Origin of the sequence: Paenarthrobacter aurescens (assembly GCF_041549525.1) — a bacterium.
Lineage (GTDB): Bacteria > Actinomycetota > Actinomycetes > Actinomycetales > Micrococcaceae > Arthrobacter > Arthrobacter aurescens.
In genome coordinates, this window is record NZ_CP157456.1 from 3,727,686 (window position 1) to 3,754,083 (window position 26,398).

At 62.8% G+C, this 26,398-nt stretch carries 26 protein-coding genes; 15 read left to right on the forward strand and 11 right to left on the reverse strand.

Annotated elements, in window-relative coordinates; translation table 11 throughout:
* The first annotated feature begins 118 nt into the window (after positions 1-118).
* Positions 119-2,551, forward strand: coding sequence for an HAD-IC family P-type ATPase (locus ABI796_RS17300; RefSeq protein ID WP_141280596.1), 2,433 nt, complete (start codon positions 119-121; stop codon positions 2,549-2,551).
* Here the strand turns inward: ABI796_RS17300 and ABI796_RS17305 are convergent.
* Complete coding sequence (locus tag ABI796_RS17305; RefSeq protein ID WP_246095628.1) at positions 2,533-2,943, reverse strand: hypothetical protein; 411 nt, start codon at positions 2,941-2,943, stop codon at positions 2,533-2,535. The two genes, ABI796_RS17300 and ABI796_RS17305, sit on opposite strands and share 19 nt — an antisense overlap.
* A gap of 133 nt (positions 2,944-3,076) precedes the next feature.
* Here ABI796_RS17305 and ABI796_RS17310 point away from each other — a divergent pair, with 133 nt between their 5' ends.
* From ABI796_RS17310 to ABI796_RS17320, 3 genes are all read left to right on the forward strand, one after another.
* Positions 3,077-4,672: an alkaline phosphatase gene (locus ABI796_RS17310; protein WP_141280594.1), complete on the forward strand. Its 1,596-nt coding sequence runs from the start codon at positions 3,077-3,079 to the stop codon at positions 4,670-4,672.
* Positions 4,673-4,819: 147 nt separating this feature from the next.
* Positions 4,820-5,479 carry a hypothetical protein gene (locus ABI796_RS17315; RefSeq protein WP_246095627.1) on the forward strand — a complete coding sequence of 220 codons (660 nt, stop codon included), beginning with the start codon at positions 4,820-4,822 and terminating at the stop codon, positions 5,477-5,479.
* A gap of 48 nt (positions 5,480-5,527) precedes the next feature.
* A complete protein-coding gene (locus ABI796_RS17320; protein ID WP_141281029.1) occupies positions 5,528-6,763 on the forward strand; it encodes a pyridoxal phosphate-dependent aminotransferase in 1,236 nt (411 codons plus the stop codon).
* A gap of 27 nt (positions 6,764-6,790) precedes the next feature.
* Here the strand turns inward: ABI796_RS17320 and ABI796_RS17325 are convergent, their stop codons facing one another.
* A complete protein-coding gene (locus ABI796_RS17325; RefSeq protein ID WP_141280592.1) occupies positions 6,791-7,828 on the reverse strand; it encodes a zinc-binding dehydrogenase in 1,038 nt (345 codons plus the stop codon).
* Positions 7,829-7,914: 86 nt separating this feature from the next.
* On the opposite strand from ABI796_RS17325, the gene ABI796_RS17330 reads away from it, so the two are divergent.
* Together ABI796_RS17330 and ABI796_RS17335 are read left to right on the forward strand one after the other, a co-directional pair.
* On the forward strand, positions 7,915-8,373 hold the full coding sequence (locus ABI796_RS17330) for a carboxymuconolactone decarboxylase family protein (RefSeq protein ID WP_141280590.1): 459 nt from the start codon (positions 7,915-7,917) through the stop codon (positions 8,371-8,373).
* Between the two features lie 17 nt (positions 8,374-8,390).
* Entirely contained in the window at positions 8,391-9,284 is an 894-nt protein-coding gene (locus tag ABI796_RS17335) for a sigma-70 family RNA polymerase sigma factor (protein WP_141280588.1), read from the forward strand.
* Positions 9,285-9,324: 40 nt separating this feature from the next.
* Here ABI796_RS17335 and ABI796_RS17340 read toward each other — a convergent pair whose 3' ends face one another.
* Positions 9,325-9,774 carry a hypothetical protein gene (locus tag ABI796_RS17340; protein ID WP_141280586.1) on the reverse strand — a complete coding sequence of 150 codons (450 nt, stop codon included), beginning with the start codon at positions 9,772-9,774 and terminating at the stop codon, positions 9,325-9,327.
* 19 nt (positions 9,775-9,793) lie between these two features.
* Entirely contained in the window at positions 9,794-11,773 is a 1,980-nt protein-coding gene (locus ABI796_RS17345; RefSeq protein WP_141280584.1) for a primary-amine oxidase, read from the reverse strand.
* 123 nt (positions 11,774-11,896) lie between these two features.
* Between ABI796_RS17345 and ABI796_RS17350 the strand changes: the two genes are divergently transcribed.
* The 3 genes from ABI796_RS17350 to ABI796_RS17360 all read left to right on the forward strand — a co-directional run bounded on the left by ABI796_RS17350 (position 11,897) and on the right by ABI796_RS17360 (position 13,951).
* Positions 11,897-12,487 (forward strand): TetR/AcrR family transcriptional regulator, encoded by a 591-nt coding sequence (locus ABI796_RS17350; protein ID WP_141280582.1) that lies wholly within the window; start codon positions 11,897-11,899, stop codon positions 12,485-12,487.
* Positions 12,488-12,552: 65 nt separating this feature from the next.
* Complete coding sequence (locus ABI796_RS17355; RefSeq protein ID WP_141280580.1) at positions 12,553-13,299, forward strand: helix-turn-helix domain-containing protein; 747 nt, start codon at positions 12,553-12,555, stop codon at positions 13,297-13,299.
* Positions 13,229-13,951 (forward strand): hypothetical protein, encoded by a 723-nt coding sequence (locus ABI796_RS17360; protein WP_141280578.1) that lies wholly within the window; start codon positions 13,229-13,231, stop codon positions 13,949-13,951. Before ABI796_RS17355 ends, ABI796_RS17360 begins: the two co-directional genes overlap by 71 nt.
* A 4-nt stretch (positions 13,952-13,955) precedes the next feature.
* Here the strand turns inward: ABI796_RS17360 and ABI796_RS17365 are convergent, their stop codons facing one another.
* Entirely contained in the window at positions 13,956-14,609 is a 654-nt protein-coding gene (locus ABI796_RS17365; protein WP_141280576.1) for a LysE family translocator, read from the reverse strand.
* A 161-nt stretch (positions 14,610-14,770) separates the two neighbouring features.
* On the opposite strand from ABI796_RS17365, the gene ABI796_RS17370 reads away from it, so the two are divergent.
* Positions 14,771-16,183 carry an aldehyde dehydrogenase family protein gene (locus tag ABI796_RS17370; RefSeq protein ID WP_141281027.1) on the forward strand — a complete coding sequence of 471 codons (1,413 nt, stop codon included), beginning with the start codon at positions 14,771-14,773 and terminating at the stop codon, positions 16,181-16,183.
* Positions 16,184-16,237: 54 nt separating this feature from the next.
* Here the strand turns inward: ABI796_RS17370 and ABI796_RS17375 are convergent, their stop codons facing one another.
* Positions 16,238-16,753: a hypothetical protein gene (locus ABI796_RS17375; RefSeq protein WP_141280574.1), complete on the reverse strand. Its 516-nt coding sequence runs from the start codon at positions 16,751-16,753 to the stop codon at positions 16,238-16,240.
* A 110-nt stretch (positions 16,754-16,863) separates the two neighbouring features.
* On the opposite strand from ABI796_RS17375, the gene ABI796_RS17380 reads away from it, so the two are divergent.
* Positions 16,864-17,721, forward strand: a complete 858-nt coding sequence (locus tag ABI796_RS17380; RefSeq protein WP_141280572.1) for a prephenate dehydratase — start codon at positions 16,864-16,866, stop codon at positions 17,719-17,721.
* Here ABI796_RS17380 and ABI796_RS17385 read toward each other — a convergent pair whose 3' ends face one another.
* The 4 genes from ABI796_RS17385 to ABI796_RS17400 form a co-directional block, all read right to left on the reverse strand.
* Complete coding sequence (locus ABI796_RS17385) at positions 17,722-19,113, reverse strand: NAD(P)-binding domain-containing protein (RefSeq protein WP_141280570.1); 1,392 nt, start codon at positions 19,111-19,113, stop codon at positions 17,722-17,724. It lies immediately after the preceding gene.
* 28 nt (positions 19,114-19,141) lie between these two features.
* Positions 19,142-20,119 carry a thioredoxin-disulfide reductase gene (gene trxB, locus ABI796_RS17390; protein ID WP_141280568.1) on the reverse strand — a complete coding sequence of 326 codons (978 nt, stop codon included), beginning with the start codon at positions 20,117-20,119 and terminating at the stop codon, positions 19,142-19,144.
* Between the two features lie 42 nt (positions 20,120-20,161).
* Positions 20,162-20,596 carry an arsenate reductase ArsC gene (locus ABI796_RS17395; RefSeq protein ID WP_141280566.1) on the reverse strand — a complete coding sequence of 145 codons (435 nt, stop codon included), beginning with the start codon at positions 20,594-20,596 and terminating at the stop codon, positions 20,162-20,164.
* 138 nt (positions 20,597-20,734) lie between these two features.
* Complete coding sequence (locus ABI796_RS17400) at positions 20,735-21,409, reverse strand: helix-turn-helix domain-containing protein (RefSeq protein WP_373091853.1); 675 nt, start codon at positions 21,407-21,409, stop codon at positions 20,735-20,737.
* Positions 21,410-21,455: 46 nt separating this feature from the next.
* On the opposite strand from ABI796_RS17400, the gene ABI796_RS17405 reads away from it, so the two are divergent.
* The 4 genes from ABI796_RS17405 (at position 21,456) to ABI796_RS17420 (ending at position 24,120) form a co-directional block, all read left to right on the forward strand.
* On the forward strand, positions 21,456-22,193 hold the full coding sequence (locus ABI796_RS17405; protein WP_141280562.1) for an MIP/aquaporin family protein: 738 nt from the start codon (positions 21,456-21,458) through the stop codon (positions 22,191-22,193).
* Between the two features lie 15 nt (positions 22,194-22,208).
* Positions 22,209-23,042 carry a hypothetical protein gene (locus ABI796_RS17410; protein WP_141280560.1) on the forward strand — a complete coding sequence of 278 codons (834 nt, stop codon included), beginning with the start codon at positions 22,209-22,211 and terminating at the stop codon, positions 23,040-23,042.
* A 221-nt stretch (positions 23,043-23,263) separates the two neighbouring features.
* Complete coding sequence (locus ABI796_RS17415) at positions 23,264-23,614, forward strand: metalloregulator ArsR/SmtB family transcription factor (protein WP_141280558.1); 351 nt, start codon at positions 23,264-23,266, stop codon at positions 23,612-23,614.
* On the forward strand, positions 23,611-24,120 hold the full coding sequence (locus ABI796_RS17420) for a GNAT family N-acetyltransferase (protein ID WP_141280556.1): 510 nt from the start codon (positions 23,611-23,613) through the stop codon (positions 24,118-24,120). The genes ABI796_RS17415 and ABI796_RS17420 overlap by 4 nt, the downstream gene beginning before the upstream one ends.
* A gap of 3 nt (positions 24,121-24,123) precedes the next feature.
* On the opposite strand, the gene ABI796_RS17425 is transcribed toward ABI796_RS17420, so the two are convergent.
* A complete protein-coding gene (locus ABI796_RS17425; RefSeq protein ID WP_141280554.1) occupies positions 24,124-26,298 on the reverse strand; it encodes an MMPL family transporter in 2,175 nt (724 codons plus the stop codon).
* Positions 26,299-26,398: the final 100 nt, after the last annotated feature.

The following is a 26,398-nucleotide window of genomic DNA, read 5'->3' on the forward strand; positions in this document are numbered from 1 at the left end:
GACAGCGACAGCCGACGACGACGACAGCGACTTAATGCCGCGCGGCTGGCATACTCATTCCCATCGCACGGCCTGTCCGATGACAATCCCTGAAGCGACCCAAACAACGGGGGAATGAGTGGAACTCGAGAAGGATCAAGCAGGGGAAGTCGTCCGGCAAAAGACGGACTCCACGCAAGGACTGAGTACCGCCGAGGTTGCCGAGAGGGTGGCAGCCGGGCAGACCAACGCCTTCGTCCAGGACACCAGCCGCAGCGTGTGGAGCATCGTCCGCGCCAATGTGCTCACCCTGTTCAACGGCATCATCCTTGCCTGCTTCATTGTTCTGTTCGCGATCGGCCGCTGGCAGGATGCGCTCTTCGGCTTCAGCGCCATCGCGAACGCGGTGATCGGCAGCGTCCAGGAATATCGTGCCAAGAGGGCCTTGGACCGGCTGGCCTTGCTGAACGCGCCGCACGCCCGCGTCTTGCGGGACGGAGCAGAAGCAGAAATCGACCTCGACGATGTTGTCCTGGACGACGCCCTTGTCCTGAGGGCCGGTGACCAAGTGCCGGCGGACGGAGTAGTCACCGCTTCACACGGGCTCCAGGTGGACGAGTCCATGCTCACTGGTGAGTCGGACGCCGTGGAGAAGGCAGAAGGGGATCGGGTGTTGTCCGGCTCAGTGGTGGTGGCCGGCGAGGGCACTGCCGTGGTGGACCGGGTGGGCGCGGATTCCTTCGCCAACTCCCTCGCTGCCGAGGCCAGGAAGTTCTCTTTGGTGGCCTCCGAACTTCGCTCCTCCATTGACCGCGTCCTCAAATGGGTCACCTGGTTTGTTGGCCCGGTTGCGCTGTTGGTTTTGAACGCGCAAATGCTGGCACAGGGCGGGTGGGCCGAAGCCTCGGCGAGTGGAGCGTGGCGTGACGCAGCGACCGCCACGATTGCCGCCGTCGTCGCCATGGTCCCTTTGGGACTGGTGCTGATGACCAGCATTACCTTCGCAGTGGGTGCGGTGAAGCTGGCCCGGCAGCAGGTGCTGGTGCAGGAGCTTCCCGCGGTGGAGGGCCTGGCCCGCGTGGACATCATCTGCCTGGACAAGACCGGAACCCTCACCCAGGGCGACATTGTTTTTGACGCCGCCCATCCCCTGACCGACCGCGCCGGTTGGGAGTCCGTGCTCTCCTGGTACGGAATTCAGAACGACGCCAACGCCACGGCTCGCAGCCTCAACAGCCACTTCACGCAACCACCCGCAGAGGATCCGCTTGACCGGGTGCCCTTCTCCTCCGCCCGTAAGTGGAGCGCGGTGATGTTCGACGACGATATGTGGATCCTTGGCGGCCCTGAAATGGTGTTTCCCGCCCGTGACGCCGCTGATCCCGTGCAGCAGCAACTTGCCAGCCAAGCTGCGGACCTCGCAGCCACTGGCCGCCGCACCCTGGTCCTGGCACATGGCACCCCCACGGACGACGAAACCGTTCCGGTAGATGCCGTGCCCGTGGTGCTCCTGACGTTCAAGGAGAACATCCGCCCCGATGCTGCCGAGACGCTCTCCTATTTCGCCGCCCAGGATGTTGACGTCCGGATCATTTCCGGCGACAACCCTCAGACGGTGGCTGCGATTGCCCGGGAAGTCGGGCTGGATGCACCGCACGGCTTTGATGCCCGCGAGCTGCCGGAGGATGACCGGGAATTTCTGGAGATCATCAACAACAATGTGGTCTTTGGCCGTGTGACACCTGATCAGAAGAAACGGATCGTGGTGGCATTGAAAGCTGCCGGCCGCACAGTGGCCATGACCGGCGACGGCGTAAACGACGCCCTGGCCATCAAGGAAGCGGACATCGGGGTGGCCATGAATTCAGGCGCGGCCGCTACGAAGGCGGTAGCCCGGCTGGTCCTTCTGGACGGCAAATTCTCGCACCTGCCCAGCGTGGTTGCAGAAGGCCGGCAGGTCATAGCCAACATTGAGCGCGTCTCCATGCTGTTCCTCACCAAGACCGCCTACGCCACTTTCCTGGCCATCGCTTTCGGCATCCTGTTGCTGCCCTTCCCGTTCCTTCCGCGACAGCTCTCCGTGACTGATGGACTGACCATCGGCATACCTGCGTTCTTCCTGGCACTGCTACCCAACGCCCAGCGTTACATTCCGGGCTTCCTCCGGCGGTCCCTCACCTTCGCGGTGCCCGCTGGTGTTTCCGTAACGCTGGGCCTGGCCTCCTATGCCCGGCTGGCGGCGAACCTGCAGATCCCGGAAGCTGAAATAAGGACCGGGTCAACGCTGATCCTCACCATCATCGGCATCTGGATCCTGGTGGTGCTTTCGCGGCCGGTCACCCGGTTCAAGGGCATGGTGATCGGGGCGATGATGATCGGGCTGATACTGGTCTATTCCGTGCCGATTGCCCGCGACTTCCTGCAGTTCAAAGATCCCACGCTGCCCACGGCACTGCTGATCCTGGGAACCTCCGTGGCGTGTATCGCGCTGATTGAGGTGGTCCGCTTCGTTCACCGCCGCGTGGCCTACAGGGACGCCCAGGATGCGCTGCGTCACCGGGTTTCGAAGTAGCGGCGACCACGTCCGGTCCACAGCGGAAGCACCACGGCCACCGTTGCAATCGACTGCGAAATCACAGCAGACCAATCATTGTCCGCGGCAATGATGAGGTCCAGCACGGCAAAAGCCAGCCCCAGCAGCATGACCGCCGTGGCACCCCTGCGGGCCGCTTCGCTTCCCCGCGCAACCCCGGAGGCCAGGCTGATGACCAGAAGGCCGAACAGGATCATGCCTGCGCCCAGCAAAGTGATGGGGAGGGCAATGCCGCCGGATTGGGCTTCAGGGGTGTAGCGCAGGAAGATCGTCAGGATCCCCAGAATGATTTGAGCGATCCCCCCGATGTACATGAGCACCACCGAGAACGTCACCGCACCGGGCCTCTTAGGGCTCTCCCGCGTCGTCATGAACTGAGCATAGACGAGCCCCCGGGACTGCCGGCACTGCATCAGGGGCGCTCAACACCCTTTGTCACATAATTAACCATCCATTCACGCTGCTATTGAACCCCGTCAACTAAGGCTTCTTAGTGTCGGCACTATGGAAAACATCTCCCGTAGATCCCTCATCTCAGCCGGCATCGGGGCCGGGCTCGTCGCCGCGTTGCCTGGCACCGCCGTCGCCAGTCCCGCCGTCGCCACGTCAACAGCGGACGACGCCGGTCTCCGCACCGATCCGTTCACGCTGGGCATCGCGTCGGGCGAACCGTGGCCCGACGGCTTCGTCATCTGGACCCGCCTGGCGGTGAACCCCGTGGCCGAGGATGGCCTGGGCAGCATGCCCTCCCGCAACGTCGCCGTCGCCTGGGAGGTGGCAGAAGACCCTGCGATGCGCCGGGTAGTAGCCCGCGGCGTCGAACATGCGAGGATCGAAACCGCCCACTCAGTGCACGTCGAGCTGAGAGGGCTCAGGCCTGGCCGCGAATACTTCTACCGTTTCCGCACCGGACGGCACCTGAGCGCGGTTGGCCGCACGCTGACGAGCCCGGCCCCTGGTGAGACGCCCGCTGCCTTGGCCATGGCATTCGCCAGCTGCGCCCAGTACGAGCACGGCTACTTCACTGCGTACAAGCGGTTGGCCGAGGACCACCCGGACCTGGTGCTGCACCTGGGCGACTACCTCTATGAATACAAGAAGGACAGCTACGTGATCGGCGGCGGCAACCCCCGCGATCACGAAGGCCCGGAAACTGTCAGCCTGGCGGGCTACCGTCAACGGCACGCCCAGTACAAGTCCGACGCCGATCTGCAGGCCGCGCACGCGATCGCACCATGGCTGGTGGTGTGGGATGACCACGAGGTGGACAACAACTGGGCGGACGAGATCCCGGAGAACAACGATCCCGCCCAGCTCAATGACACCACGGAGCATTTCCGGCAGCGCCGTTCGGCGGCCTTCCAGGCGTACTACGAGAACATGCCCCTGCGCCGGTCATCCGTTCCCGCCGGGTTCGACATGAAGATCTACCGCACCATTCAGTGGGGCCAGCTGGCCAACTTCCACATGATGGACACCCGGCAGTACCGGGATGATCAGCTCGCAGGTGACGGCTGGCGGAAGAACGTGGCCGGGCGCTTGGCCGAAAACCGCACCATCACCGGCGCCGAGCAGGAGAAATGGCTACTGGACGGCTTCAAGAACTCCACGCAGCGCTGGGACATCCTGGGCCAACAGGTTTTCTTCGCCGAGCGGGACCGGGACAAGGCGCCGGACATCGACGACGTCTCCATGGACGGCTGGGACGGTTACGCTTCCTCCCGCCGCCGCATCACCCAGGGTTGGGTGGACGCGAAGGTGCGCAACGCCGTCGTACTCACCGGCGACGTTCACCGCCACTGGGCCACCGACCTCAAGGTGGACTACAAAGACCCGGCGGCGCCAGTGGTCGGCTCCGAACTGGTGTGCTCGTCCATTACCTCCACCGGCGACGGCACCGGCTCCATCACCGACCCCACCATGGCGTGGAACCCGCACCTGAAGTTCTACAACGACAACCGCGGCTACGTGAACACGCGCATCACCAATGACGCCATGACCGCCGACTTCCGCGTGCTGGACTACGTCACCACGCCGGGCGCTCCGGTCAGCACGAAGAAGTCGTTCACCATCGAAGACGGCGTACCGGGCCTCGCCTGAGTTTTTGTACAGATAATGCCCTCCTCAGGCGGCTTTAGGGGCATTATCTGTACAAAAACCCGGCCGTGCGCCGTGCACTACGGGCATCTGCGGGAGTAGCCTTGTTCCAGTTGATGTAGTTGATCTCCGTCCGGCTGGGGTTCTGCCGTGGGCCATGTGCGTTCGTCGCTGTCCGATCTCCTGGGGGTACTTTCCGACGCCGTCACCCCGCAGCATGTGAGGTTCGACGACGGGTCCCCCACCGCGGTCGTACCGCCGCCTGACGCTCCGGTCACGGTACGGGCCGTCACGCTCAGCCGCGTGGGAAGGTCCCGGAACGAAGGGCCAGTCCTGGACCTTGAGCTGAAAGTGGCCGTGGAGTGCCATGGCCCTGAGCAGCTGGACAACATGGAACAACTCCTCCTCGCGGTGGAACTCCACAGCCAATACTCGGTGATCTCCAACGGTGAACTCCAGTTCGAGGAGTACTCCGCAGCGATCGAACAGGGGCTGGGTTTCTTGGTGCGCATCCCTGTATCCCTTCCTTTCGAGGAACCCTCGCAGCTGCCCGCCCCGTCTGAAACGGGCACGTCCGGAACCGTGCGGCGCATCCGGGGAAGACTGGTGGACGGCCACAACAAAGGCATCCCGGACGCCTACATCCATGCCCACTCCTCCGCCAACGCCGTGGTCAGTGACGCAACGGGACACTTCGAGGTACTGACCTCCTCGGAGGAACTTCAGCACTTCGCTGTTGCTGTGGACGGCACGGAGCGGGAGATTTCCGCCAGCACCAAACGCCAACCGGTGATTATTCGCTGGCCCTGATTCCGGACTGATTTACCCGGGCAGGCCGGTGACATGAAAAGATCAACCATGCGTCCGATGCAGCACTCCAGCAAACTCCAGAATGTCCGCTACGAACTCCGTGGGCCCATCCTCCAAGCGGCCAAGGCCATGGAGGCCGAAGGGCACCGTATCCTCAAGATGAACCTCGGAGACACCGCGCCATTTGGGCTTGAAGCTCCGGAGTCCGTAGTGGTGGACATGATCCACCACCTTCGAGGTGCGCAGGGGTACAGCGATTCGAAGGGCATTTTCTCCGCCCGCACCGCCATCTCGCAGTACTACCAAACCCGCGGACTGATGACGATCGGCGTCGAGGACGTGTTTGTTGGCAACGGCGTCAGTGAGCTCATCTCCATGACCCTGCAGGCATTCATGGAGAACGGCGACGAAATCCTCATCCCGGCACCCGATTACCCCTTGTGGACCGCGGCAGTGACCCTGACGGGCGGCAACCCCGTTCACTACCTGTGTGATGAGGAGGAGAACTGGTGGCCGGACATGGCCGATGTTGAAGCCAGGATCACCCCGCGCACCAAGGGCATAGTGATCATCAACCCGAACAACCCCACCGGTGCCGTCTACCCCCGCCACATTCTGGAGCAGTTCGCAGCGCTCGCCAGGAAGCACGATCTTGTGCTGTTCTCGGATGAGATCTACGAGAAGATCCGGTACGTGGACGCGCCCCATATCCATACTGCGGCTGTTGCGGAGGACGTCTGCGTGCTGACGTTCAGCGGCTTGTCCAAGGCCTACCGCATGCCCGGATACCGGGCCGGCTGGGTTGCCGTCACCGGCCCCCGGACCGTAACTGCCGCATACCGGGAGTCGTTGGAACTGCTGGCCTCGCTGCGCCTGTGCGCCAACGTTCCGGCCCAACACGCCATCCAGACCTGCCTTGGCGGGTATCAGAGCATCGAAGCGCTCATCCGGCCCGGCGGCCGGCTCCGCGAGCAGCGGGACCTGGCATGGAAGTTGTTGACCGCCATTCCGGGCGTTTCCTGCGTCCCGGCAGCCGGTGCCATGTACCTCTTCCCCAAGCTGGATCCGGAGATCTACCCCATCGCCTCGGATGAGAAGTTCGTCCTCCAACTCCTGCAGGAGCAGAAGATCCTGGTCTCGCATGGAACAGCATTCAACTGGCCCACGCCGGACCACTTCCGCTTTGTGATCCTGCCGGCCGTTGAGGACATCGAAGAGGCAGTACGCCGGATTTCCACCTACCTCGCGGCGTACCGGAACCGCCCGGCGGACGCACCCAACTAAGCAGCACTCCGCTGGGTGGGGAAGCAGTTACAGCGCGGGGTCCACCATGGTCATGCCAGCGGGATTGGCCTTATCAAAACCGGGCAGCAGCACCGCAGCTTCCTCCAAACCAATGGTGCGTTCGATCAGCAGCTGTGGCTGGAGCGCACCCTGCTCAATGAGCGCCATCATGCCCGGATAGTCCACAGCAGCCATGCCGTGACTGCCCAGGAGGTCCAGTTCCCAACCGATCACGCGGGCCATGGGTACCTGCGGGTTGCCGTCGATGGACGGCAGCAAACCGATCTGGACGTGCCGGCCACGCCTGCGAAGGCTCAGGATCGCGTCCGCGCAGGTTTGTTCACTTCCGACGGCGTCTACCGCAACATGGCTGCCTCCACCGGAGAGTCCGTGGATTGCGGCCGGAATGTCAGCACCATCGGCAAGCACAGTATGGTCCGCCCCCAAACGCGCGGCCACAGCCAGGGCTTCGGGGTTGCGGTCCACGGCAACAACCCGTGCTCCCATGGCCTTGGCAATCATCACAGAGCTCAGCCCCACACCGCCGGCGCCCACAACAGTTACCCACTCGCCAGCCTTGACCTGCGCCCGCGCTGCCATCGCACGGTAAGCCGTGGCGAAGCGGCAGCCGAGGCTTGCCGCCGTCGTAAATTCAACGCCGTCAGGGATGGCAACCAAGTTGCTGTCAGCAGCGTGCAGAGCCACAAATTCAGCGAACGAACCCCAGTGCGTGAAGCCGGGCTGCTGCTGGTCCGGGCAGACCTGCGCCTCGCCGGCCAGGCACCATTCGCAGGTGCCGCACCCGCAGACGAACGGGACGGTGACGCGCTGGCCCACTTTCCAATGCTGAACGCCTTCCCCCACGGAGTCGATCACGCCGGCGAGCTCGTGGCCCGGCACATGGGTCATGGCAATGTCATCATGCCCGGCCCAGGCATGCCAGTCGCTGCGGCACATGCCTGTTGCCAACACTTTCACCACCACACCTCCCGCGGGAGCCTGGGGTTTGGCCACTTCCCTGACGTCGGGCTGGGTCCGGACCTCATCAAAAACTACTGCGCGCACGCCACTGACTCTAACAATCCCTGTCACACTTCCGGCGTCCTTTACGACACCCCTGGTGTAAGGCTCCATCACTGAAGGGAAACATCATGCCCCGCATCAACATCGGCCGCAGCAACAAGCTGGGCTACGCCGCTGTCATCGGACTGGAAGGTTACGCCCGCACGTCCGTGGATCCGGACCTGTATGAACTCATCAAGCTTCGCGCCTCCATCCTCAACGGCTGCGGCTTCTGCGTGGATATGCACGCCACCGACGGACGAAAGCGCGGCATACCTTCCCGCAAGCTGCACGCAGTTGCGGCATGGCAGCACTCGAAAGTGTTCTTCGATGCCCGCGAACAGGCCGTACTCGCCCTCACTGATGCATTGACCCAGCTCGGCCCGGACACTGTCACCGATGAAATCTGGAACGCTGCGGCCATGCATTTTGATGACAGCCAAATGGGCGGCTTGATCCTAGCCATCTCCACCATCAACGTGTGGAACAGAATCGCCATCAGCACGCAAATGGAGCCGCCGTTGGATGAGAAGAATCCGCTGGTCTGAACGGTAGCGTTGGCAGCATGAGTCTTGCGGTGTCGGCCACTTCGGCGTGGCTGAGTGAACGGAATCGCCTCCTGGGGATCGCCTACAGAATGCTGGGCGACTTCGGGCATGCGGAGGATGTGGTTTCCGAGGTGGCGATCGATGCTGTGCAGAGGGAACGGAACGCGGACCCCGTGGATTCCTGGCCGGCCTGGCTGACAACCGTGTGTGTGCGGCGCTCAGTTGACCGGGTCCGCCAGCTCGCCGCCGTGCGTGAGGATTACACCGGCCCGTGGCTGCCCGAGCCGGTTGACACCTCCAAGCTCCCGGACGAAGCGGTGGCCAACCGCGAACTCCTGTCCTTGACCCTGTTGCACTTGGCCGAACAACTGGCTCCAGAGGCGCGGGCAGCTTTGGTTCTGCACAGGGCTTTCGGGATGTCCGCCCCGGAAATAGGAGACATTCTCGAAAAGACCCCGGCTGCGGTACGCCAAATGATTTCCCGTGCCGGGCGTCGTTTGGACATCGACCCTGAGGCGCCCGCTCCCCGGGCGAGGGATCGAGTGGCCTTGGAGAAGCTGGTGCGGGCCATCGAACAGGGAGACATTGACACGGTTGTAGCCATGCTGGATGGGGATGCTGTTCTGTGGGCCGATGGCGGCGGCAAGGTCAAGAGCGCCATGAATCCGTTGTTCGGGGCAGCCAGGATTGCGCGCTTCTTCGCGGGCATCCTCGGCAAAGCGGTGGTTTTCGATCCTGTGCAGCCGGTGAGCGTTGGGATCATGGGGGTCAATGGCGAGGCGGCCATGGTGCTCAGGCATCATGGCCGCTCCGACATCCTGGTGATCAACACCGGCCCGGATGGGAGCATCCGGGAACTGCGCCAAGTGTCCAACCCGGACAAACTGACTCGGGTTTCGCTGGAAGGTTAGATCAGGGGTCGTTTCCAGGTGTTTGCTGGGGCAAAGAGGGTCAGAAAGCCACAGCTGCTGCCACCCTTTGCGAGCGCCGAAGGCGAGCCACCAGCGTGGCGGCAAGCAACGCCGTCGTGATTTCCAGTCCGATCACCAGCAACAGTTGCGCTGCCCCGGACGTATCAACAGCGCTCGACGCCGGTCCCCCGCCGTGGGCGTGTCCGGAACCGCCTGCTCCCAGCAGCAGGACGGCATGAAGTCCCACCATCGCCAGGGCTGAGATGGTCACCTGATGGAGTGCGCCCACGCGACTGTGGCGCCAAATGTGGACCGTGCAGGGGACGCAGACGGCGGCCAACGCGATCATGAGGATTCCCAGCCAGGCGTCGTGGTGTCCTGAAGCGGCGAGCCACAGGTGCACCAGGCAAGAGACTGCGGTGAGGGCCGCGCAGATCCGGGGATGGAGGACGGGCCCGGCTAACCGGACCCGTCCCGCCGTCGTGGTCATGGTGTGTCCCGGAGCGGTTCTAGTGGCAGTGCCCGGCGGGTTCGCCGTGCTCGCCGTGTTCACCGGCAGCGGCGCTGTGGCAGCTCGACCCCGAGACGTTGGCGGGCACATCCAGAACCGGGCTGCGATCGAAGAACCCTTCGGGGCGGAGCTTGAAGCCTACGGTGTCCACCGGCATGATCGGCCAGTCCTCCACGCGCGGGAAGTGCGTGAGGCCGAAGGTGTGCCAGAGGACGATATCCTGGCCGTCAATGTCGCGGTCTTGGGCAACGTAGGCCGGCAGCCCGGCACCTCCGGAGTGTTGGTTCACAAAGTCGCCCGTGGGGTAACGCTCCTCGTCGGAGTAGCGGGTGACCCACACGTCCTTGGTGGCGAAAGCCGCGCGCTTGGCAATGGATGAGCCGGGATCGGCCAGCAGCGTGGGCTGGTTCTCTGAGTGGAGCTTGTAGCCGACCGGTTCGCCAAGACGGTTCTTCGACTCCGGGTTGGAAATGATCCACGTCCTTCCCGCGCGGGCGTCTGCCTCACGGACTGCCTCCGACTCCTTGGTCAGGACTGTCCGCTTGCGGGAGAACGCATTGCCGCGCTCGTTGCCTTCACCCATGGCCTGGCGGACCACGTCCTCTTCTTCCACGCGGTTGGTGAAGCCGTCAATGGCCATGTCCAGGCGGGCGCTGAACAGGTGCTGGTGGAAGGGCGCGCCGAGCCCCGGGGCGAGCTGGGAGATGTTGTCCGAGCCGCCCTCCGGGAAGGCACTGGTGAAGACGACGCCGGTTGCCTTTGCTTCGAATTCGATGGTGCCGTCCAAGTAGAGGTACCAGTAGAAGCCGTAATCGTAGTTGCCGATGGTGGTGAAGAAGGAGATCACCAGGCGGCGGTTGCGGCGGGTGTAGTTGATGCCGGTCCAGAGGTCGGAGTGCTTGGACAGGATGCCCCAGTCTTCCTCGTGCATGCAGATGCCGTTGCGGATTTCGCGGGGGTTGCCGAAAGCGTCGCTGATGACCGGGCTGAGGTAGGTGATGTCGCCCAGGCAATCGCAGCCCAACTCCAGGGAGTTGGCGTATTGGCCCACCAGGTATTCGCCGGTGTCGAAGTAGTTCTGCCAGGACCGGATGGGTGAGGGATCGCCGTAGGGAACCACCATTTCGGCGATGGAGGCGCGGTTGATGATGGGGCGCTTTGTCTCGCCGTCCTGGAAGGCCAGGTTGTGGAGGACAACGCCTTCGCGGACGTCGAAGCCCACGTCAACGCTCCACTTTTCCCACTCAATGTGGTTCCCGCCAGTGACAGTGAAGCTTGGTCCTTCCGGCTGCGTGATGCTGATGGGCTTCTGGGTGGTGCGGAGCGGGCCGGTGAGTTCAGGGTCCGTGTAGTTTCCGTGCTCTGCCGGAATCGGCATGACGCCGAGGTCGATGACTTGTGTGACTTCCTTGTTGACCACGTCCACGTAGGCTACGAGTCCATCCACGGGGTGCGCCCAGGCGCTGTCCTCGGGGAAGTCCTGCACAAACGCGAGCCCACGGAGGATGCGCCGGCCCCTTTCGTCGTCATATTCAAAGACGCCGGCGGACAACGGAGCAACACGGACCTTCTCCACGTCCAGATCCCGGGCCGCGAGGGCAGCGAGCCAACGCTCATCGGTGGCGAGGAGCGTCTCCACAACCTCGAATTCTTCCTCTAACACCGGGAGTTCACCGGACACTTTGGTGTCCAGTTTTGTTGAGGAGAGGATCTCGCCGCGGGTTACAGAGACAAGGACATCGGTGGGTGCGCCGCCGGAGATGTCGTGGAGGAAGACCCGGAAACGGCGGTCCTGCTCTGACTGGCCCCGGGCCGGGTCCACCAGCCCCAAATAGGCGATGCGTTTCCCGGCACCAAGGTGGCCGGCGGCCTGCAGGATTCCCTGCACCTGGGAGATTTCGGCGCCCGTTGCCAGGGCGTACTGTGATTCCTCAATGGCGGTGGCGTCGGTTGCTGTCTCAGTTGCTGTGGGCGTCATGGCTGCCTCTTGTCCGGGACCTGTGATGGGTCAGGATTTATTTTCTATAGGTGTAGAGAATAACCAAAACGTAAGATGGGTCACAAGACCTGTCCGCCATTTATTTTTCCGGGAGCCCCTTCAGTGCCAAAGATTGTGGACCACGATCAACGACGCCTCGAACTGGTGGACGCTACCTGGCGCATCATCGCAAAGCTGGGCATGGAAGGTGCCACCATGCGGGAGATCGCGGAGGAGGCCGGCTTCGCCAACGGCGCCCTGAAGCCCTACTTCCCTACCAAAGACTTGCTGCTGACGTCCGCATTCGGCCACGTTTTCAACCGCACCAACCAACGCATCGCCACCATGACCGAGGGACTCTCAGGCCTCGCCGCCCTCCGCGCCTTCTGCGCAGAAGTTCTCCCGCTGGATGAGGAACGCGTCAACGAAGCCCGCATTGTCATTCCGTTCTGGCAGAAGGCGCTCAACGACCCGGACATGGCAGCCCTTCACAGCGAGTCCATGAGCCAATGGCACACCACCATTGCGGCGCATTGCGCAGCAGCCCGCGCGGCAGGCGAGATAAAAGCGCCAATCAGGGACGCCGCCGTCGCCGATCACCTGCTGAACATGATGCTGGGCGCGCAGGTTGTTGTGGCCCTGTCCCCCGCCGAGCATTTCTCGCAGGATCTTTCGGGGCAGCTGGAGAACTACCTGGCGATGCTGGCGGCCTAGCTGGTGGCGCCGGCCTGACCCAATCCCGGATTACATATTCATAGCGATAACGCTAGGATTACGAAATGCCGCTAAGTATCCCAGAACTGGCGAAGCGCCTCAACGTCAACGAGAGCCGGGTAAGGCAGCTCGTCCATTCCGGACGTATACGTGGCCAGCGAATCGGGGGACGCTGGATTATTGAAGAGTCCGACGCCGCCCAGTACCGGCCGGGCAAGCCCGCCGGTCGGCCGCTGTCCGAGCGAAGTGCCTGGCAGCTCGTGTCATGCTTCTGGGATGACCCCCAGCTTCACTCTGCCCTTGATTACTTTGAACCGTCGCCCCTTGAGAAACACCGCCTGAACGAACGCATCAGCCGGCTGCAGAACTCCCCCGGCCCGCTGGAGCTGCTGTCGGCATGGCTGGCTAATCGCGCCGAGAAGTTTGAGTTCTCCTCCAGCCCGGCAGACATCGCCGAGCTTCGGGAGGACAACCGAGTCCGTCCCTCCGGAGTCTCACACCCACGGTCAGGGCTGCTGGCCAACTCAGAACTGGAGGCCTACGTGCGCCGCGACGAACTCAAAGACATCGTCAGGGACTGGCTGCTGGTTGAGCCCGCCCCAGGCAAGAAACCGAATGTCATCCTCAGGGCAGCCGAGCACATCCCGGACGAACTTCCTCCCCTCTTGGTCGCGGCAGACTTGGCCGAACGGCCCGGTGTCCGTGAACAGCAAGCCGCACGCGAAATTCTTTGGAGCATCCATGCCCATCAAGCTTCCCGCGATGTTGGCCGAACAGCAGGAAGCATGGCAAGCCGTCTTCGAAATCCATAGTGCGATGCCAAAGGGCTGGGTTCTGGTGGGAGGCCAGGCCGTCTACTTGCACGCTGTTGAGCGGGGCGCCCCGTTCGTACGGGCTACCAAGGACGCCGATATGGCGCTGGACATCCGCGCATACCCGAATATGCTGCACGACTTCACTGAACTCCTCGTGAAGCTTGGCTTCGAATCCTTGGGCGAATCCCCGGAAGGCTACCAGCATCGCTGGCAGCGTGGCAATGCCCTGTTGGACATCCTCATCCCCCGCCACCTGGGTGACCGGGCCGAGAAGCGACGAGGAGTCACAGGCGGAACCACAATTGCGGCCCCAGCCAGCCAACAAGCGCTCGACCGCTCCGAAACCGTCGACGTTCAAGCTGGTGCATCATCAGGCCGCGTGAACCGACCCACGATCCTTGGCAGCCTCATAGGTAAGGCAGGGGCTCTTACCATTATCAATGACCCCCTGCGGCAGCGGCACATAGACGACTTCCTCACCCTGACCTCTGTTATCCGGGCTTCCGACCTCCGTGGCGTCTCCTTCAAGCGCGCTGAAAAAGATCACTTGGCCAACATGCTTGGTCGCCTTGCAAATGAGCCACAGTTGATGGAACAGGTACCAGAAGGAGTCGAGGGCGTGGAACGTCTGCGTATCTCGCTGAATTAGAGGCTTAGCTGGTGGCGCCTGATGCCACCACGCCCACGCCCAGTCCGGCAATCACGCCGCTGCTGACATGCTCGACGACGGTGCCCACCTTGGGGCGCTTGAGCCACCTCATCGCTTTGAACGCCACCACGGCGATCATGGACAGGTATGCGAAGGCGATCACGGCTACCACCACGCCCAGAATGAGCGAGGTGCCCATGGTGTCCCCGCCGTGGGGAATGAACTGCGGGACCACCGCCAAGTAGAACAGCCCTACCTTGGGGTTGAGCAGCGTGGACATTGCGCCGGCCCCCAGTGCGGAGAGTCGGCTGTACGGCAGCGGCGCATTCGCAGTGGCACCGGCTGCAGTGGCGGCCTTTGCTGCCTTCGCCGTCTTCCGGGATTTGATGAACGAGGAAACACCCAAATACAGCAAGTACAGGCCGCCCGCGATCTTGACCCAGCGGAACAATTCCGCGGACTGCTCAAGAATCGCGGCGAGGCCAACCCCCACCAGTGCTGCCCAGGCGATCGCGCCAAGGGCAGAGCCTGCCGCTGCGGCAATTCCAGCGCTGGGACGGTTCAGCGCGATGCGCAGTACCAGAAAAGTGTCCGGGCCAGGCGTCACGGACAGAACCAGGCAGAGGCCGGCGAAAGCTGCGAGGGATGCAAGAGTCACAGGCTCGATTATCAGGCACGGACGCCGCTTCTGAAAGCGTTCGCTTCCCGTCAAGGGGTGTTCGTGCAAAGACAAGGGACCGATGCGTGAGGCCCACCACACTGGAAACATCGCCGCGCGCCTCACTGGCCGCCAAGACTTACTACCCGAGCGGAGTACCAATGGAGACTTACGACGCCCTCCTGACCTCGATCACCCCGGCCCCCGGCCAGGACAGCCGCACCATTCTGGACCCAGCAACGGGCCAGGCCGTGGGCGAAGCACCTGTTCACACGGTGGAAGACCTCGAAGCCGCCATCGCCGCCGCCACCACTGCGCAGCCGGCCTGGGCTGCCTTGGGCCACGACGCCAGGTCCGCTGCGCTCATGAAAGCAGCCGACGCCGTCGAACGCTCTGCCGAAGAACTCGCCCAACTCCTCTCCCGCGAGCAGGGCAAACCGCTCAACGGGCCGAACGCGCGCTTCGAAGTGGGCGCCTGCGCCGCCTGGCTCCGCGCCACGGCCGCCACTGCCCTTGATCCCGAAACCGTAGTGGATGACGGCGAAACCCGGGCAGAACTGCACTACCGGCCCATCGGTGTGGTGGGTGCAATCGGTCCGTGGAACTGGCCCATGATGATCACCGTGTGGCAGATCGCGCCAGCGCTGCGCATGGGTAACGCCGTGGTGGTCAAGCCCTCCGAATACACCCCACTCTCCGTGCTGGCACTGGCCTCGATCATCAACCAGGAACTGCCCGAAGGCTTGTTGTCAGTGGTCTCCGGCGGCCGCGACGTCGGCGAAGCATTGGCTGCACACGAGGCAATCGGCAAGGTCATGTTCACGGGCTCAACCGCTACAGGCAAGGCGATCATTCGTTCTTCGGCTGACACCGTCAAACGGCTCACGCTTGAACTTGGCGGCAACGACGCCGGCATTGTCCTGCCCGATTCCGATCCCAAAGCAATTGCAGAGGGCCTGTTCTGGGGCGCTTTCATCAACACCGGCCAGACCTGCGCTGCCCTGAAACGCCTGTACGTGCACGAGTCCCAGTACGAGGCTGTTTGCTCCGAGCTTGCTGCCGTGGCGGCTGCGATGCCCATGGGTAACGGCTTGGACGAGAACAACGTCCTTGGCCCGCTGCAGAACCGGCAGCAGTACGAGATCGTGGCCCGGCTGGTAGAAGCCGCCCGCGATTCCGGCGCACGCATCCTGGTAGGCGGAAACCCCGACGCCGAGGCACCGGGCTACTTCTACCCCACCACGCTGGTGGCCGACATCGACAACGACAACCCGTTGGTGGCTGAGGAACAGTTCGGCCCGGCCCTGCCCATCATCAAGTACAGCACCATTGACGAGGCAGTGGCCAAGGCGAACGGACTCGACGTCGGACTGGGCGCCTCAGTCTGGTCCTCGGACCTGAACGCGGCACGCGAAGTGGCCTCCCGCATTCAAGCCGGCACTGTGTGGATCAACAAGCACGGAGCAGTGGATCCCCGCATCCCGTTCGGCGGCGCCAAGCAGTCCGGCTACGGCTTGGAGTTCGGCGCCGAAGGCCTCAAAGCCCTGGGAGTTCCGCAGATCATCAACGGCTGACGCCCCTCCCACCTGACTGGCATTAGTGGCTGTTATGACTTCTCATTCCAGCCACTAATGCCAGTCAGGTGGGTTCTTCGGGCGTATGGCGAGCGCCATCGCGAGGATGATCAGGCCAACTCCCGCGACGGCCACGCCGGCCAAGGAGTGTTCATACTTGGCAACGATTGCTGCGCATATGGCGAGGACTCCCGCTCCTGCAAGGAAAGGCCGCCGGGCACTGGCACCCCACGCGAGGACCGCGACGCCGAAGTACGGGCTGTAGTTGAAACCCAAAGCCACATCAGCGAAAAAGAACGCCACGGCCACAAAGCACAGAAGTCCGGCCGCGCTGGTCCTGTAATTGAGAGCCCTGCAATAGAAAAAGACAATCAGCGCTGACACCAGGCTCAAGCTGAGGGTGGCCACTTGCAACGGTCCTGCTGCCAGAATGTGGCCGCCCACATCAGCCAAAAGCAGGAACGCCCAAAGGAGCGTAAACACTCCAATGATCACGCCTGCAAACCGTGCAACCCGCTGTTCTTTGACGTGGTCCGGCTTGTTCCCTTGAAACGTCGCTGCCGTGGTCATCGGCTGCCCCCAATCCTTCCTGCGAACCTAGAGTCACTGCCTCCCACTTGTCCAGTCACAGGGTGGACCCGGTTGGGAGGCCGGGGGCGTTGCGTGTAACTATGAGCAGCATGTCCCAGAAGATTGCGTACCAAGGTGAGCCCGGAGCCAACTCGGATCTGGCGTGCAAGGAAATGTTCCCCGAGCTGGAAAGCGTTCCGTGCGCAAGCTTTGAGGATGCCTTTGAGCTGGTTTCCACTGGAGAAGTGGATCTGGCCATGATCCCGATTGAGAACTCCATTGCCGGACGCGTGGCAGATATCCACGTTCTTCTCCCGCAGTCCAAGCTTCAGATTGTTGGCGAGTTCTTCCTCCCGATCCACTTCGACCTTTTGGGGATCCCGGGAAGCACCATTGAGGGAGCCACGGAGGTGCACAGCCATATCCACGCTCTGGGGCAGTGCCGCAGGATCATTCGGGAAGCGGGCCTCAAACCCGTGATCGCCGGTGACACAGCAGGCTCAGCGCGCGAAGTCAGGGACTGGAACGATCCGCGCAAACTGTCTCTCGCCCCGCCGCTCGCCGCCGGACTGTACGGCCTTGAGGTCCTGGCATCGGCGGTGGAGGACGATCCTTCCAACACCACGCGATTTGTTGTTCTGGCCCGGGAACGCGAACTTCCCAGCAAGGAAGAACTGCCAGGTCCTGCAATCACCAGCTTCGTCTTCCGGGTCCGCAACGTCCCTTCGGCCCTCTATAAGGCACTGGGCGGTTTTGCGACCAACGGCCTGAACATGACGCGACTGGAAAGCTACATGGTGGGCGACGAGTTCGCTGCCACCATGTTCCTTTCGGATGTCGAGGGCCACCCCGAAGACGCTCGCCTCCGCCGGGCGTTGGAGGAGCTGGAGTTCTTCACCACCGAAGTGCGGATACTCGGCGTTTATGCCGCCGACGGCTACCGCGAACGGAACCCCGTGAGCGTTTGATCAGCTTGACGGCGGAGCCAACTGGACGCCGGAGCGGCCGTGAGCCAAGCCCGTAGGGATGCCCAGGAGTACCGGTTCCGGAGCCGGGCAGCAACCATTGGGCTCTGCCTCCGGGGCTGAAGCAGCAGCAGGAACCTCGCAGCTTGTCCCTGCGTCGGAGGAGCACACCCCTGTCTCCGGCAGTTCAAGGTGAACGGCATCCGCCGCGAGCTGATCCCCCGCAAGGGCGGCAGCCACGGAGCGGACTTGCTCATAGCCGGTTGCCAAAAGGAAGGTGGGTGCCCGCCCGTAGGATTTCATTCCGACGATGTAGAAGTCCTTCTCGGGGTGAGCGAGGACCTTGGCTCCGTGCGGCGGGACGGTGCCGCAGGAGTGGAACTCGGGATCGATCAGCGGGCCGAGCTCTGTGGGCGCTTCAACAGCCGGGTCCAGGTTCAATCGCAGCTCCCGGAGCATGCCCAGGTCCGGCCGGAAACCGGTGCAAGGCACGACGACGTCCGTCACCAGGGTGCGGCCGTCACCGGAGATGACGGTGAGGCCACGTTCAGAGTCCGCCAGCGAGGCAATACCGAAGCCGGTGTGCAGTTGGATCGTCCCGGAGTCAACGAGCCTGCGCAGCCGTGAGCCGAGCTGGCCGCGGGCAGGAAGGCCGTCAGCATCACCGCCTCCGTAGACTTTCTCCGCGGAAGCCCCCCTGATGGCCCAGAGAATCCTGGTGCCTGGCTCCTCCTTGGCCAGCTGGGCGAGGTTGATCAACGTGTTCGCAGCTGAGTGGCCTGCGCCAACCACCAAAACCCGCTGACCGGCGAAAGCGTCTCTGTCCTGGCCCGTGACATCGGGCAGGGGCGAAGAGATGCGGGCTCCTGCACGCTCTTCACCGATGGCGGCCAAGCCCGAGGTTCCCAACGGGTTCCGGGTGGACCACGTGCCCGAGGCATCGATGACAGCTGAAACCGCGACATCGCTCACCTCACCGGCCACGTCTTCAACGCGGACCACGAATGGGGCGGCATCGCGGTTGCGAACATGGGTTTTGTCCAGTCCGGCACGGGTGACTGCGGTAACACGGGCCCCGGTGTGCAGGCGGGAGGCAATGGCCGGGAGTTCCGCCAGAGGGGTGAGGTAGTTATCAACGAGCTCCCCACCGTAGGGCAGGGCTGTGGGCCGGGGCGATGTCCAGCCCGTGGGTTCGAGCAGCCGGACAGCTGCGGCGTCAATGTTGAACCTCCATGGCGAGAACAGGCGAATGTGGCGCCACTGTTCGAGGGCCGCCCCTGCAGAAGCACCTGCTTCAAAGATGACCGGCTCCAGGCCGCGTTCGAGCAGATGAGCTGCAGCCGCGAGTCCAACGGGGCCAGCGCCGATTACTGCGACGGGGAGGTGCTTTTCCATGGTTGCTAGTGTCTTCCGTGGTTGAGATTCAGAAGTGCGTGGGCTCTTCGACCAACGCGGTGGCAATGCTGTGGGCGTCGTCCAAGGCAGCCAGATAACGCTCAGCGTCCAAAGCCGCAGCGCAGCCGGTGCCGGCCGCTGTGATGGCTTGGCGGTAGCGGTGGTCCACGGCGTCCCCGCAGGCAAAGACGCCCGACAGGTTGGTGCAGGTGGTGGGTGAGTCCACCTTGATGTAGCCCTCGGGATCGAGGTCAACCTGTCCTTCCACCAGTTCCGTCCGTGGCAAGTGTCCTATGGCAACGAAGATTCCGGTGGCCGCCTGCTCACGGGTTTCGCCGGTTCGGGTGTCCGTGAGGGTTACACCGGTGACCTTGGTGTCGCCGTGGATCCTGGTGATGGCCGAATTCCAGGCGAAGCTGATTTTAGGGTTGTCCTTGGCGCGCTGGGCCATGATCCGCGAGGCGCGCAGCTCATCTTTCCGGACCACCACCGTGACGGACTTACCGAAGCGCGTCAGGAAAGTGGCCTCTTCCATGGCGGAGTCTCCGCCGCCTACAACGATGATGTCCTGCTCGCGGAAGAAGAAGCCATCACAGGTGGCACACCAGGAAACGCCGTGTCCGCTGAGTTTTTTCTCTTCCGGAAGACCCAGTTCTTTGTAGGCAGATCCGGTGGCGAGGATGACGGCCGGCGCCTGATGTGTCTCGCCCCCTCCAGTGACCACGCGCTTGAGGTGACCCTTGAGCTCAACCTCAGTGACGTCGTCGAACACTATCCGCGCACCGAATTTCTCCGCCTGCTCCTGAAGTCCATCCATCAGCTCCGGGCCCTGGATCCCGCCCGGGAAGCCCGGAAAATTCTCTACTTCCGTGGTGTTCATGAGGGCGCCGCCGGCAGTAACGGAACCGGCCAGGACCAGAGGGCTCAGGCCTGCGCGCGCAGCATAGATGGCGGCTGTGTAGCCGGCAGGGCCGGATCCGATGATGATCAGCTGTTCGGTGCTCACGGTATCTCCTTGGAAGGGTGTGGAAACGGGCTGAAAAGTGGGTTACTGGGCGTCAGCGTGCCGGGCCGGCAAGAGTTCTGTCACGAGGTTTTCAATGCGGGTCCTGATCTCGTCCCTGATGGGACGGACAGCGTCAACGCCCTGCCCTGCGGGGTCCTCAAGAACCCAGTCCTCATAGCGTTTGCCGGGGAAATACGGGCACTCATCCCCGCAACCCATGGTGATCACCACATCGGAGTCCTTGACGGCTTCTGTGGTGAGGACCTTGGGGATTTCAGCAGACATGTCGATCCCGAGCTCAGCCATCGCTTCAACGGCCGCGGGGTTGACTTTGTCCGCCGGCTGCGAGCCAGCGGACCGAACCTCAATGGCACCTTTTGAAAGCGTTGTGAGGAAAGCTGCGGCCATCTGCGAGCGCCCTGCGTTATGCACGCAGACGAACAGAACGGAGGGCTTCTTGGCGGTTTCGGTGCTCACGGGGTTTCTCCTGTGTGGGTTGGGTTGGTCTGGCTGGGATCATTCCGCACCAATGCCGCGATGAGTAATATTGATGTCCATCGATGCATTGAGTATCCGCCTATAGATTGATGATTGTCAATATGTTGAAGTCCCGGTTTAAGCTGCGGTCAGCCGGGGTGCTAAATCATGGACGCGGCGTGAAAGATCGGCGAAGGCATCCTCAAATGCCTCCGGATTGCCGAGCCGCACGGGATCGGGAACGGACCAGTGGATACCTCGAAAATCCGGAAGTTCTTCGTGGGCGTTGTCACAAACAGTGATGACCAAGTCCTGCTCGCTCAAGGCTTGGTCCAGCAGGCAAGGTTTCGCGCCCGTAAGGTCCAAGCCGTGGCGGCGGGCGACGTCCACGGCGCCGGGAGCCACACGCTCAGCCGGATGGGTTCCGGCCGACGCCGAGGGGATGTGGCTCGCGGTTCGCCACAGAGCCGTTGCAAGCTGCGAGCGGGCGCTGTTGCGGGTGCAGACGAACAAAACCCGCCGGGCTCCGTGTTCTTTCCCGGGAGTGAGTCCCTCCAGTGCGCCGGGAGCCAGCCGGACATAGCTGCGCCGCTTGTCACCTTCAGATCTGTGCCGGACCGCCAACCCTGCATCCTCCATGGAGCGTAGATGATGCGACAGCAGATTGGCCGGCATGCCTAGTTCCACCTGCAACTCCGTGGGCGACAAATCACCGAGGGTGAGGAGGTCCCCAATCCGCAGACGCGCAGGATCGGCAAGGGCGGCATACTTGGCGGCCCGCTCCAAAAGGCTCGAATTTTGATCAATGTTCATTGATTCAATTTTGACTGAACTAGTTTCATAGGTCAAGCTGTTTGCCATGACAACTCACTCACCCCGGTTGTGGCGCCGCGGTCTCGCTGAAGCCTTGGGAAGCTGCTTGCTTGTTGCCGTAGTAGTAGGCTCCGGCATCGCAGCACAGCAGCTCTCCCCCAACGACGTGGGCCTGCAGTTGCTCCAGAACAGCACTGCCACGGTGTTCGGACTGACGGTGCTCATAGTCATCTTTGGACCCATCAGCGGCGCTCACTTCAACCCGGCTGTGTCCTTGGCGGACTGGTTCCTGGGCAGGCGAATGGGTGGGGGCTTGTCTCTGAAAGAACTTGGCACCTGCGTCGCATCCCAGACTCTGGGGGCCATAGGCGGCAGCGTGCTGGCGAACGCCATGTTTGACGTCGGCACGTCAATCTCCAGCAAGGAACGTGTAACTCCTGGCCATCTGCTGGGTGAAATCGTGGCAACGGCCGGACTTGTATTGCTGATTTTCTCCCTTGCTGCCACCAAGCGGAGCTCCCTGGCAGCCCCTGCCGTGGGCGCCTACATCGGGGCAGCGTACTGGTTCACTTCCTCAACGTCCTTCGCAAACCCCGCGGTAACAGCAGGGCGGATCTTCAGTGACACCTTTGCGGGCATCGCACCTGGCTCCGCGCCCGCGTTCGTCGCGGCACAACTGATCGGCGCCGCCGCCGGAGTGGGCCTTCTGGTGCTGCTTTTTCCAACAGATTCGCGCGCAGCTCAGGACGTCGTGGTGCCGCAGACAGCGGACAAGCGGGCCTGATCTACGCTTAAGGCCATGGGGGGAAGCGCAGAAGTGAAGAGCAAAAAGAAGAACGGGCGTCGCAGCGAACAGATAATCAATGTGCTGACAGCCGCCGTGATGACGGCAGTGTTCTTTGCCATGGCCCGGGAGTCACTCCCCTGGGCATCAGTCATCTTCACTGTTGCGGCTTGCTACACATTCCTCATGTTTCGAGTGGTCGTCCAGTCGGGCCGCGCATCGGCGGTGATGTTCATCACCATGTTCCTAATATTCTTTTCTCTGATTCACGTTGAGGATCAACTAGGGATCCCCGCGCCGGGATCGTGGTTCCTGGGCCTCTTCGTCGGCGGCATTGTGGGCATCAACAAGTGGACCGGGACGCCCGCCAAGACCAGATCCAGCCGGAAGCCCACGGGCACCAGCAAAGATGGCCTGAAGTTCACCGGCGGGCCGCGACTCGCACTCATCAATGCCATCTGCGCAGCTGTTCTGCTGGGAATAGGCGGCGCGCACTTCGCTCTTCAAACGCCCACGGCGGCAGTTGGGACAGTGTTCGCCGGGGCCTCACTGGGCGGTTGGGCCCTTTTCCACTTCCCCTTATCCCTGAAGCTCAGGAACCTCCTCCTCTGGGTGATACCGGTGGAGTTCTTCCTGCTCCTCTTCCTGGCAGGCAATACGGGTCAAACGGCTCTTCCCTTTGTGTGGGCATACGGGGCCCTCCTCGGCATACTCCTGGGCGGGCGGTACTGGCGCGGGCCCCGGCTCGGCGAACCAAGGCCCCCGTTCAACGCACGTGCCACCACCGGACGGAAACAGAAACGAAAACGCACGCCCCAGCCGAAACCAAAGCAAAAGCAAAAACAATAAGGCCCGTCCTTCTACCCGGGGTTAGCTCTGCAGTGACGAAAACAGACACGTGGCCCGGCCCAAAGTTTTTTGCCATCATGCTGGTAATACCTATGGCCGCTTATGTATGAATGGCCCGCAATTCCCTGCTCGCTGCATCGCCGTTCTTCCTAGCAGGAAGCGGCACCTGACGTCATAACTGGGTAGATTGATGACCGTCAATATAGGCGCATAATGGGTACATGACTGCATCGCCCATACTCAAGCCCGCCATGGCGCAGGACTGCTCCCCGCTGACGGGCCAGCCCTTCCTGAGCGCCGAGGAAGCCAAGCGGAAAGCAACGGTTTTCAAAGCCCTCGCGGACCCTAACCGGCTGCGGCTTCTGTCCATGGTCAAAGCTGAAGATTCGGGCGAGTCCTGTGTCTGTGACCTCACTGAACCGCTCGGCCTGGGCCAGCCGACAGTTTCGCACCACTTGAAGATCCTGGTGGAGGCAGGGCTGCTGCACCGGGAGAAGCGCGGCACGTGGGCCTACTATTCCCTGGTCCCTGGCGCATTGGATCACGTCGCCGGCATACTCGACGCCCTGTGACGGTGACGCTGAGGGCAATGGTGCCGGAAGACTGGCCCACCGCCCGGGAGATTTTTCAGGAGGGCATCGATACCGGTTTCGCCACGTTCGAAGCAGCCGCCCCCGAGTGGGCCAGCTTCAACAGCTCCAAACTTACGGACCACCGGCTAGTGGCGGTCAATAGTGAGGGGATCGTCCTCGGTTGGACTGCTGTCTCGCCCGTTTCCGCACGACCCGCGTACTCCGGCGTGGTTGAACACTCCATTTATGTTGCCGCCCACGCGCGAGGCCAGGGAATCGGGGGCAGGCTTCTGGACGCACTCTCCGCATCCACTGAGGAGAAGGGAATCTGGACCATCCAGTCCAGCATCTTCCCGGAAAACGAGGCCAGCCTGCGTCTGCATTTGGCTCACGGCTTTGCCGTTGTTGGACGGCGGGACCGGATAGCTCGTGTGAGCACCGGCCCCGCCGCCGGGCAATGGCGCGACACCCTGCTGCTGGAGCGCCGCTCGCCCGTCATCGGTTGACGGCTACCGTCCCACCGACGCTTCTTCCTCCTCGCGGGGTGCTGCCGCAGGCAACGAAGATTCACGCGCCAGCTTCCCCGGCCACCAGATCTTGCTGCCAATGTCGTAGGCAAGGGCGGGAACCAACAGCGAGCGCACCAGTACGGTATCCAGCAGCACGCCGAAGGCCACAATGAAGGCCAGCTGCACCAGGAACATGATGGGGATGACACCAAGCGCGGCGAAGGTAGCGGCCAGCACCACCCCGGCCGAGGTAATAACGCCGCCGGTGACGGCCAATCCCCGCAGGATTCCCGGACGCGTCCCATGTTTCAGCGACTCTTCACGGACACGGCTCATCAGGAAGATGTTGTAGTCCACGCCCAGGGCCACCAGGAACACAAAGCCGAACAGCGGCACTGTGGCGTCGGCGCCGGAGAATCCGAAGACGCCGTTGAACACCCAGGCGGAGACACCCATGGCGGCCCCGTAGGAGAGCACAACGGAGAGGACCAGCAGCACCGGTGCCACTACCGATCGCAGCAGGAGCATAAGGATGAAGAGGATGACCACCAGCACGATCGGGATGATCACCACCAGGTCGCGTTGGGCAGTGGTGTTGGTATCCAACGCGGTGGCTGTGACGCCACCCACCAGAGCGCCGGCATCGACCTCTTTGACGGCTACCCGCAGCGACTTCACCGCTTCTTCGGCTTCAATCGAGTCAGCGGCGGAGTTCAGGGTCGCATTAATCAACACCCGGCCTTCGCGAACGGCAGGCTCAGCGGGAGTGCCGGGGGCGCCGGTGATGGGAACGTTTCCGTCAGCAAGCAGGTAGGCGTCACCCACGCCGTCGGCCGCTTTGACCTTGTCCAGCACCTGCTGCGCGGAACCTTCCGAGGCCACCACGACGGCGGGGCTGCCGCTGCCGGCGTCGAAGTGCCGCGCCAGCGCATCCTGGCCGTCTACGGCGTCGGACGCGGAAAGAATGACGTCCGTTTGCGGGACCCCGTTGGCCTTCAACTGCATCAGGCCGGTGGAAGCTGCAAGAAGGAGCAGGACCGAAGCCACCCACACAACGCGCGGCCGCTTGGAGACCAGACGACCCGTGGCGCGCCACAGACCCTTCTGCCCCTCAAGGCCGGTGAGAATCTCAGGTTCGCGTTCGTCGTCGGGCAGCAGCTTGGGCCGGAAGGGCCAGAAGGCGGCGCGGCCCAGCAACGCCATGAAGGCCGGCAACAAGGTCAGCGCCGCAAACAGCGAGCAAACAATACCGGCCGCGGCTACCGGCCCCAGCGCCTTGTTGGAATTCAGATCGGAAAACAGCAGGCAGAGCAGGGCAATGATAACGGTGGCGCCGGAGGCGAGGATCGGCTCGAAGGATGCCTTCCATGCCGTCATCACAGCCTGCGTGCGGTTGGTGGTGTGCGTGAGCGCCTCCCGGAACCGGGCCACGTACAGCAGGGCGTAATCGGTGGCGGCACCGATTACCAGGATGGAGAGGATGCCTTGGCTCTGGCCGTTCAGCTGGATCCAGCCGGCCTTGGCCATTCCGAACACCAACAAAATCGCGGCACACAGGGCGAAAACCGAGGTCAACAGCACCGCCAAGGGCAATACCACTGAACGGTAGACCAGCAGAAGAATTACGAACACGGCTCCGAGGGCAACCAGCAACAGGATGCCGTCAATCCCGCCGAAGGCGTTGACGAGGTCGGCGGTCAAGCCTGCCGGACCCGTGACAAAGGCCTTCATGCCATCAGGTGCGCCGGGCTGCACTACATCGCGCAGCTCCTGGACTTTCTCGCGCAACTCATCCGAGGACGCCATGGGAACCACAAACTGAACGGCCTTGCCGTCTTCGGACGGGATGGGTCCGACGACGGCGCTGCCCAGCTTAAGCGCCTCAATCCCGGTTTTCAGCTGGGCTGCTTCGCCCAGCTGCGCAGGGGTGAAGGGAGAGTCGCTCTCAACGATGACGATTGCCGGAATCTCTTCAGAGTCCCGGAACTTCGCCTGCCAATCCCCGGCTTCCGTGGCTTCAGCGCCGGCTGGAAGGAAAGAGGCTTGATCGTTGGAAGAAACCTCTTCCAATCGACCGAACGTGGGGCCGCCGATTCCTGCGATGCCCAGCCATGTGATGACCAGTACCACGGGTATCAGCCAGCGCAGCCAGAACGGTACCTTCTGCGAGTTCATGAGTCCTTCTTCTGTGGGGATGCTTGACGGCCTTCATTCCATCATAGATTATCTCTATGATGGAACTATTCCACTGCAGAATCAATACTGATGCCGGAAT

What these genes read in the sequence shown, in the direction of transcription:
- ABI796_RS17320 (WP_141281029.1), top strand. Translation starts at nt 5,528, where the DNA reads ATGCGTCCGATGCAGCACTCCAGCAAACTCCAGAATGTCCGCTACGAA.
- ABI796_RS17340 (WP_141280586.1), bottom strand. Translation starts at nt 9,774, where the DNA reads ATGACCACGACGGCGGGACGGGTCCGGTTAGCCGGGCCCGTCCTCCAT.
- ABI796_RS17355 (WP_141280580.1), top strand. Translation starts at nt 12,553, where the DNA reads ATGCCGCTAAGTATCCCAGAACTGGCGAAGCGCCTCAACGTCAACGAG.
- ABI796_RS17305 (WP_246095628.1), bottom strand. Translation starts at nt 2,943, where the DNA reads ATGACGACGCGGGAGAGCCCTAAGAGGCCCGGTGCGGTGACGTTCTCG.
- ABI796_RS17400 (WP_373091853.1), bottom strand. Translation starts at nt 21,409, where the DNA reads ATGAACATTGATCAAAATTCGAGCCTTTTGGAGCGGGCCGCCAAGTAT.
- ABI796_RS17380 (WP_141280572.1), top strand. Translation starts at nt 16,864, where the DNA reads ATGTCCCAGAAGATTGCGTACCAAGGTGAGCCCGGAGCCAACTCGGAT.
- ABI796_RS17345 (WP_141280584.1), bottom strand. Translation starts at nt 11,773, where the DNA reads ATGACGCCCACAGCAACTGAGACAGCAACCGACGCCACCGCCATTGAG.
- ABI796_RS17370 (WP_141281027.1), top strand. Translation starts at nt 14,771, where the DNA reads ATGGAGACTTACGACGCCCTCCTGACCTCGATCACCCCGGCCCCCGGC.
- ABI796_RS17335 (WP_141280588.1), top strand. Translation starts at nt 8,391, where the DNA reads ATGAGTCTTGCGGTGTCGGCCACTTCGGCGTGGCTGAGTGAACGGAAT.
- ABI796_RS17375 (WP_141280574.1), bottom strand. Translation starts at nt 16,753, where the DNA reads ATGACCACGGCAGCGACGTTTCAAGGGAACAAGCCGGACCACGTCAAA.
- ABI796_RS17310 (WP_141280594.1), top strand. Translation starts at nt 3,077, where the DNA reads ATGGAAAACATCTCCCGTAGATCCCTCATCTCAGCCGGCATCGGGGCC.
- ABI796_RS17415 (WP_141280558.1), top strand. Translation starts at nt 23,264, where the DNA reads ATGACTGCATCGCCCATACTCAAGCCCGCCATGGCGCAGGACTGCTCC.
- ABI796_RS17410 (WP_141280560.1), top strand. Translation starts at nt 22,209, where the DNA reads ATGGGGGGAAGCGCAGAAGTGAAGAGCAAAAAGAAGAACGGGCGTCGC.
- ABI796_RS17330 (WP_141280590.1), top strand. Translation starts at nt 7,915, where the DNA reads ATGCCCCGCATCAACATCGGCCGCAGCAACAAGCTGGGCTACGCCGCT.
- ABI796_RS17385 (WP_141280570.1), bottom strand. Translation starts at nt 19,113, where the DNA reads ATGGAAAAGCACCTCCCCGTCGCAGTAATCGGCGCTGGCCCCGTTGGA.
- ABI796_RS17425 (WP_141280554.1), bottom strand. Translation starts at nt 26,298, where the DNA reads ATGAACTCGCAGAAGGTACCGTTCTGGCTGCGCTGGCTGATACCCGTG.
- ABI796_RS17405 (WP_141280562.1), top strand. Translation starts at nt 21,456, where the DNA reads ATGACAACTCACTCACCCCGGTTGTGGCGCCGCGGTCTCGCTGAAGCC.
- ABI796_RS17360 (WP_141280578.1), top strand. Translation starts at nt 13,229, where the DNA reads ATGCCCATCAAGCTTCCCGCGATGTTGGCCGAACAGCAGGAAGCATGG.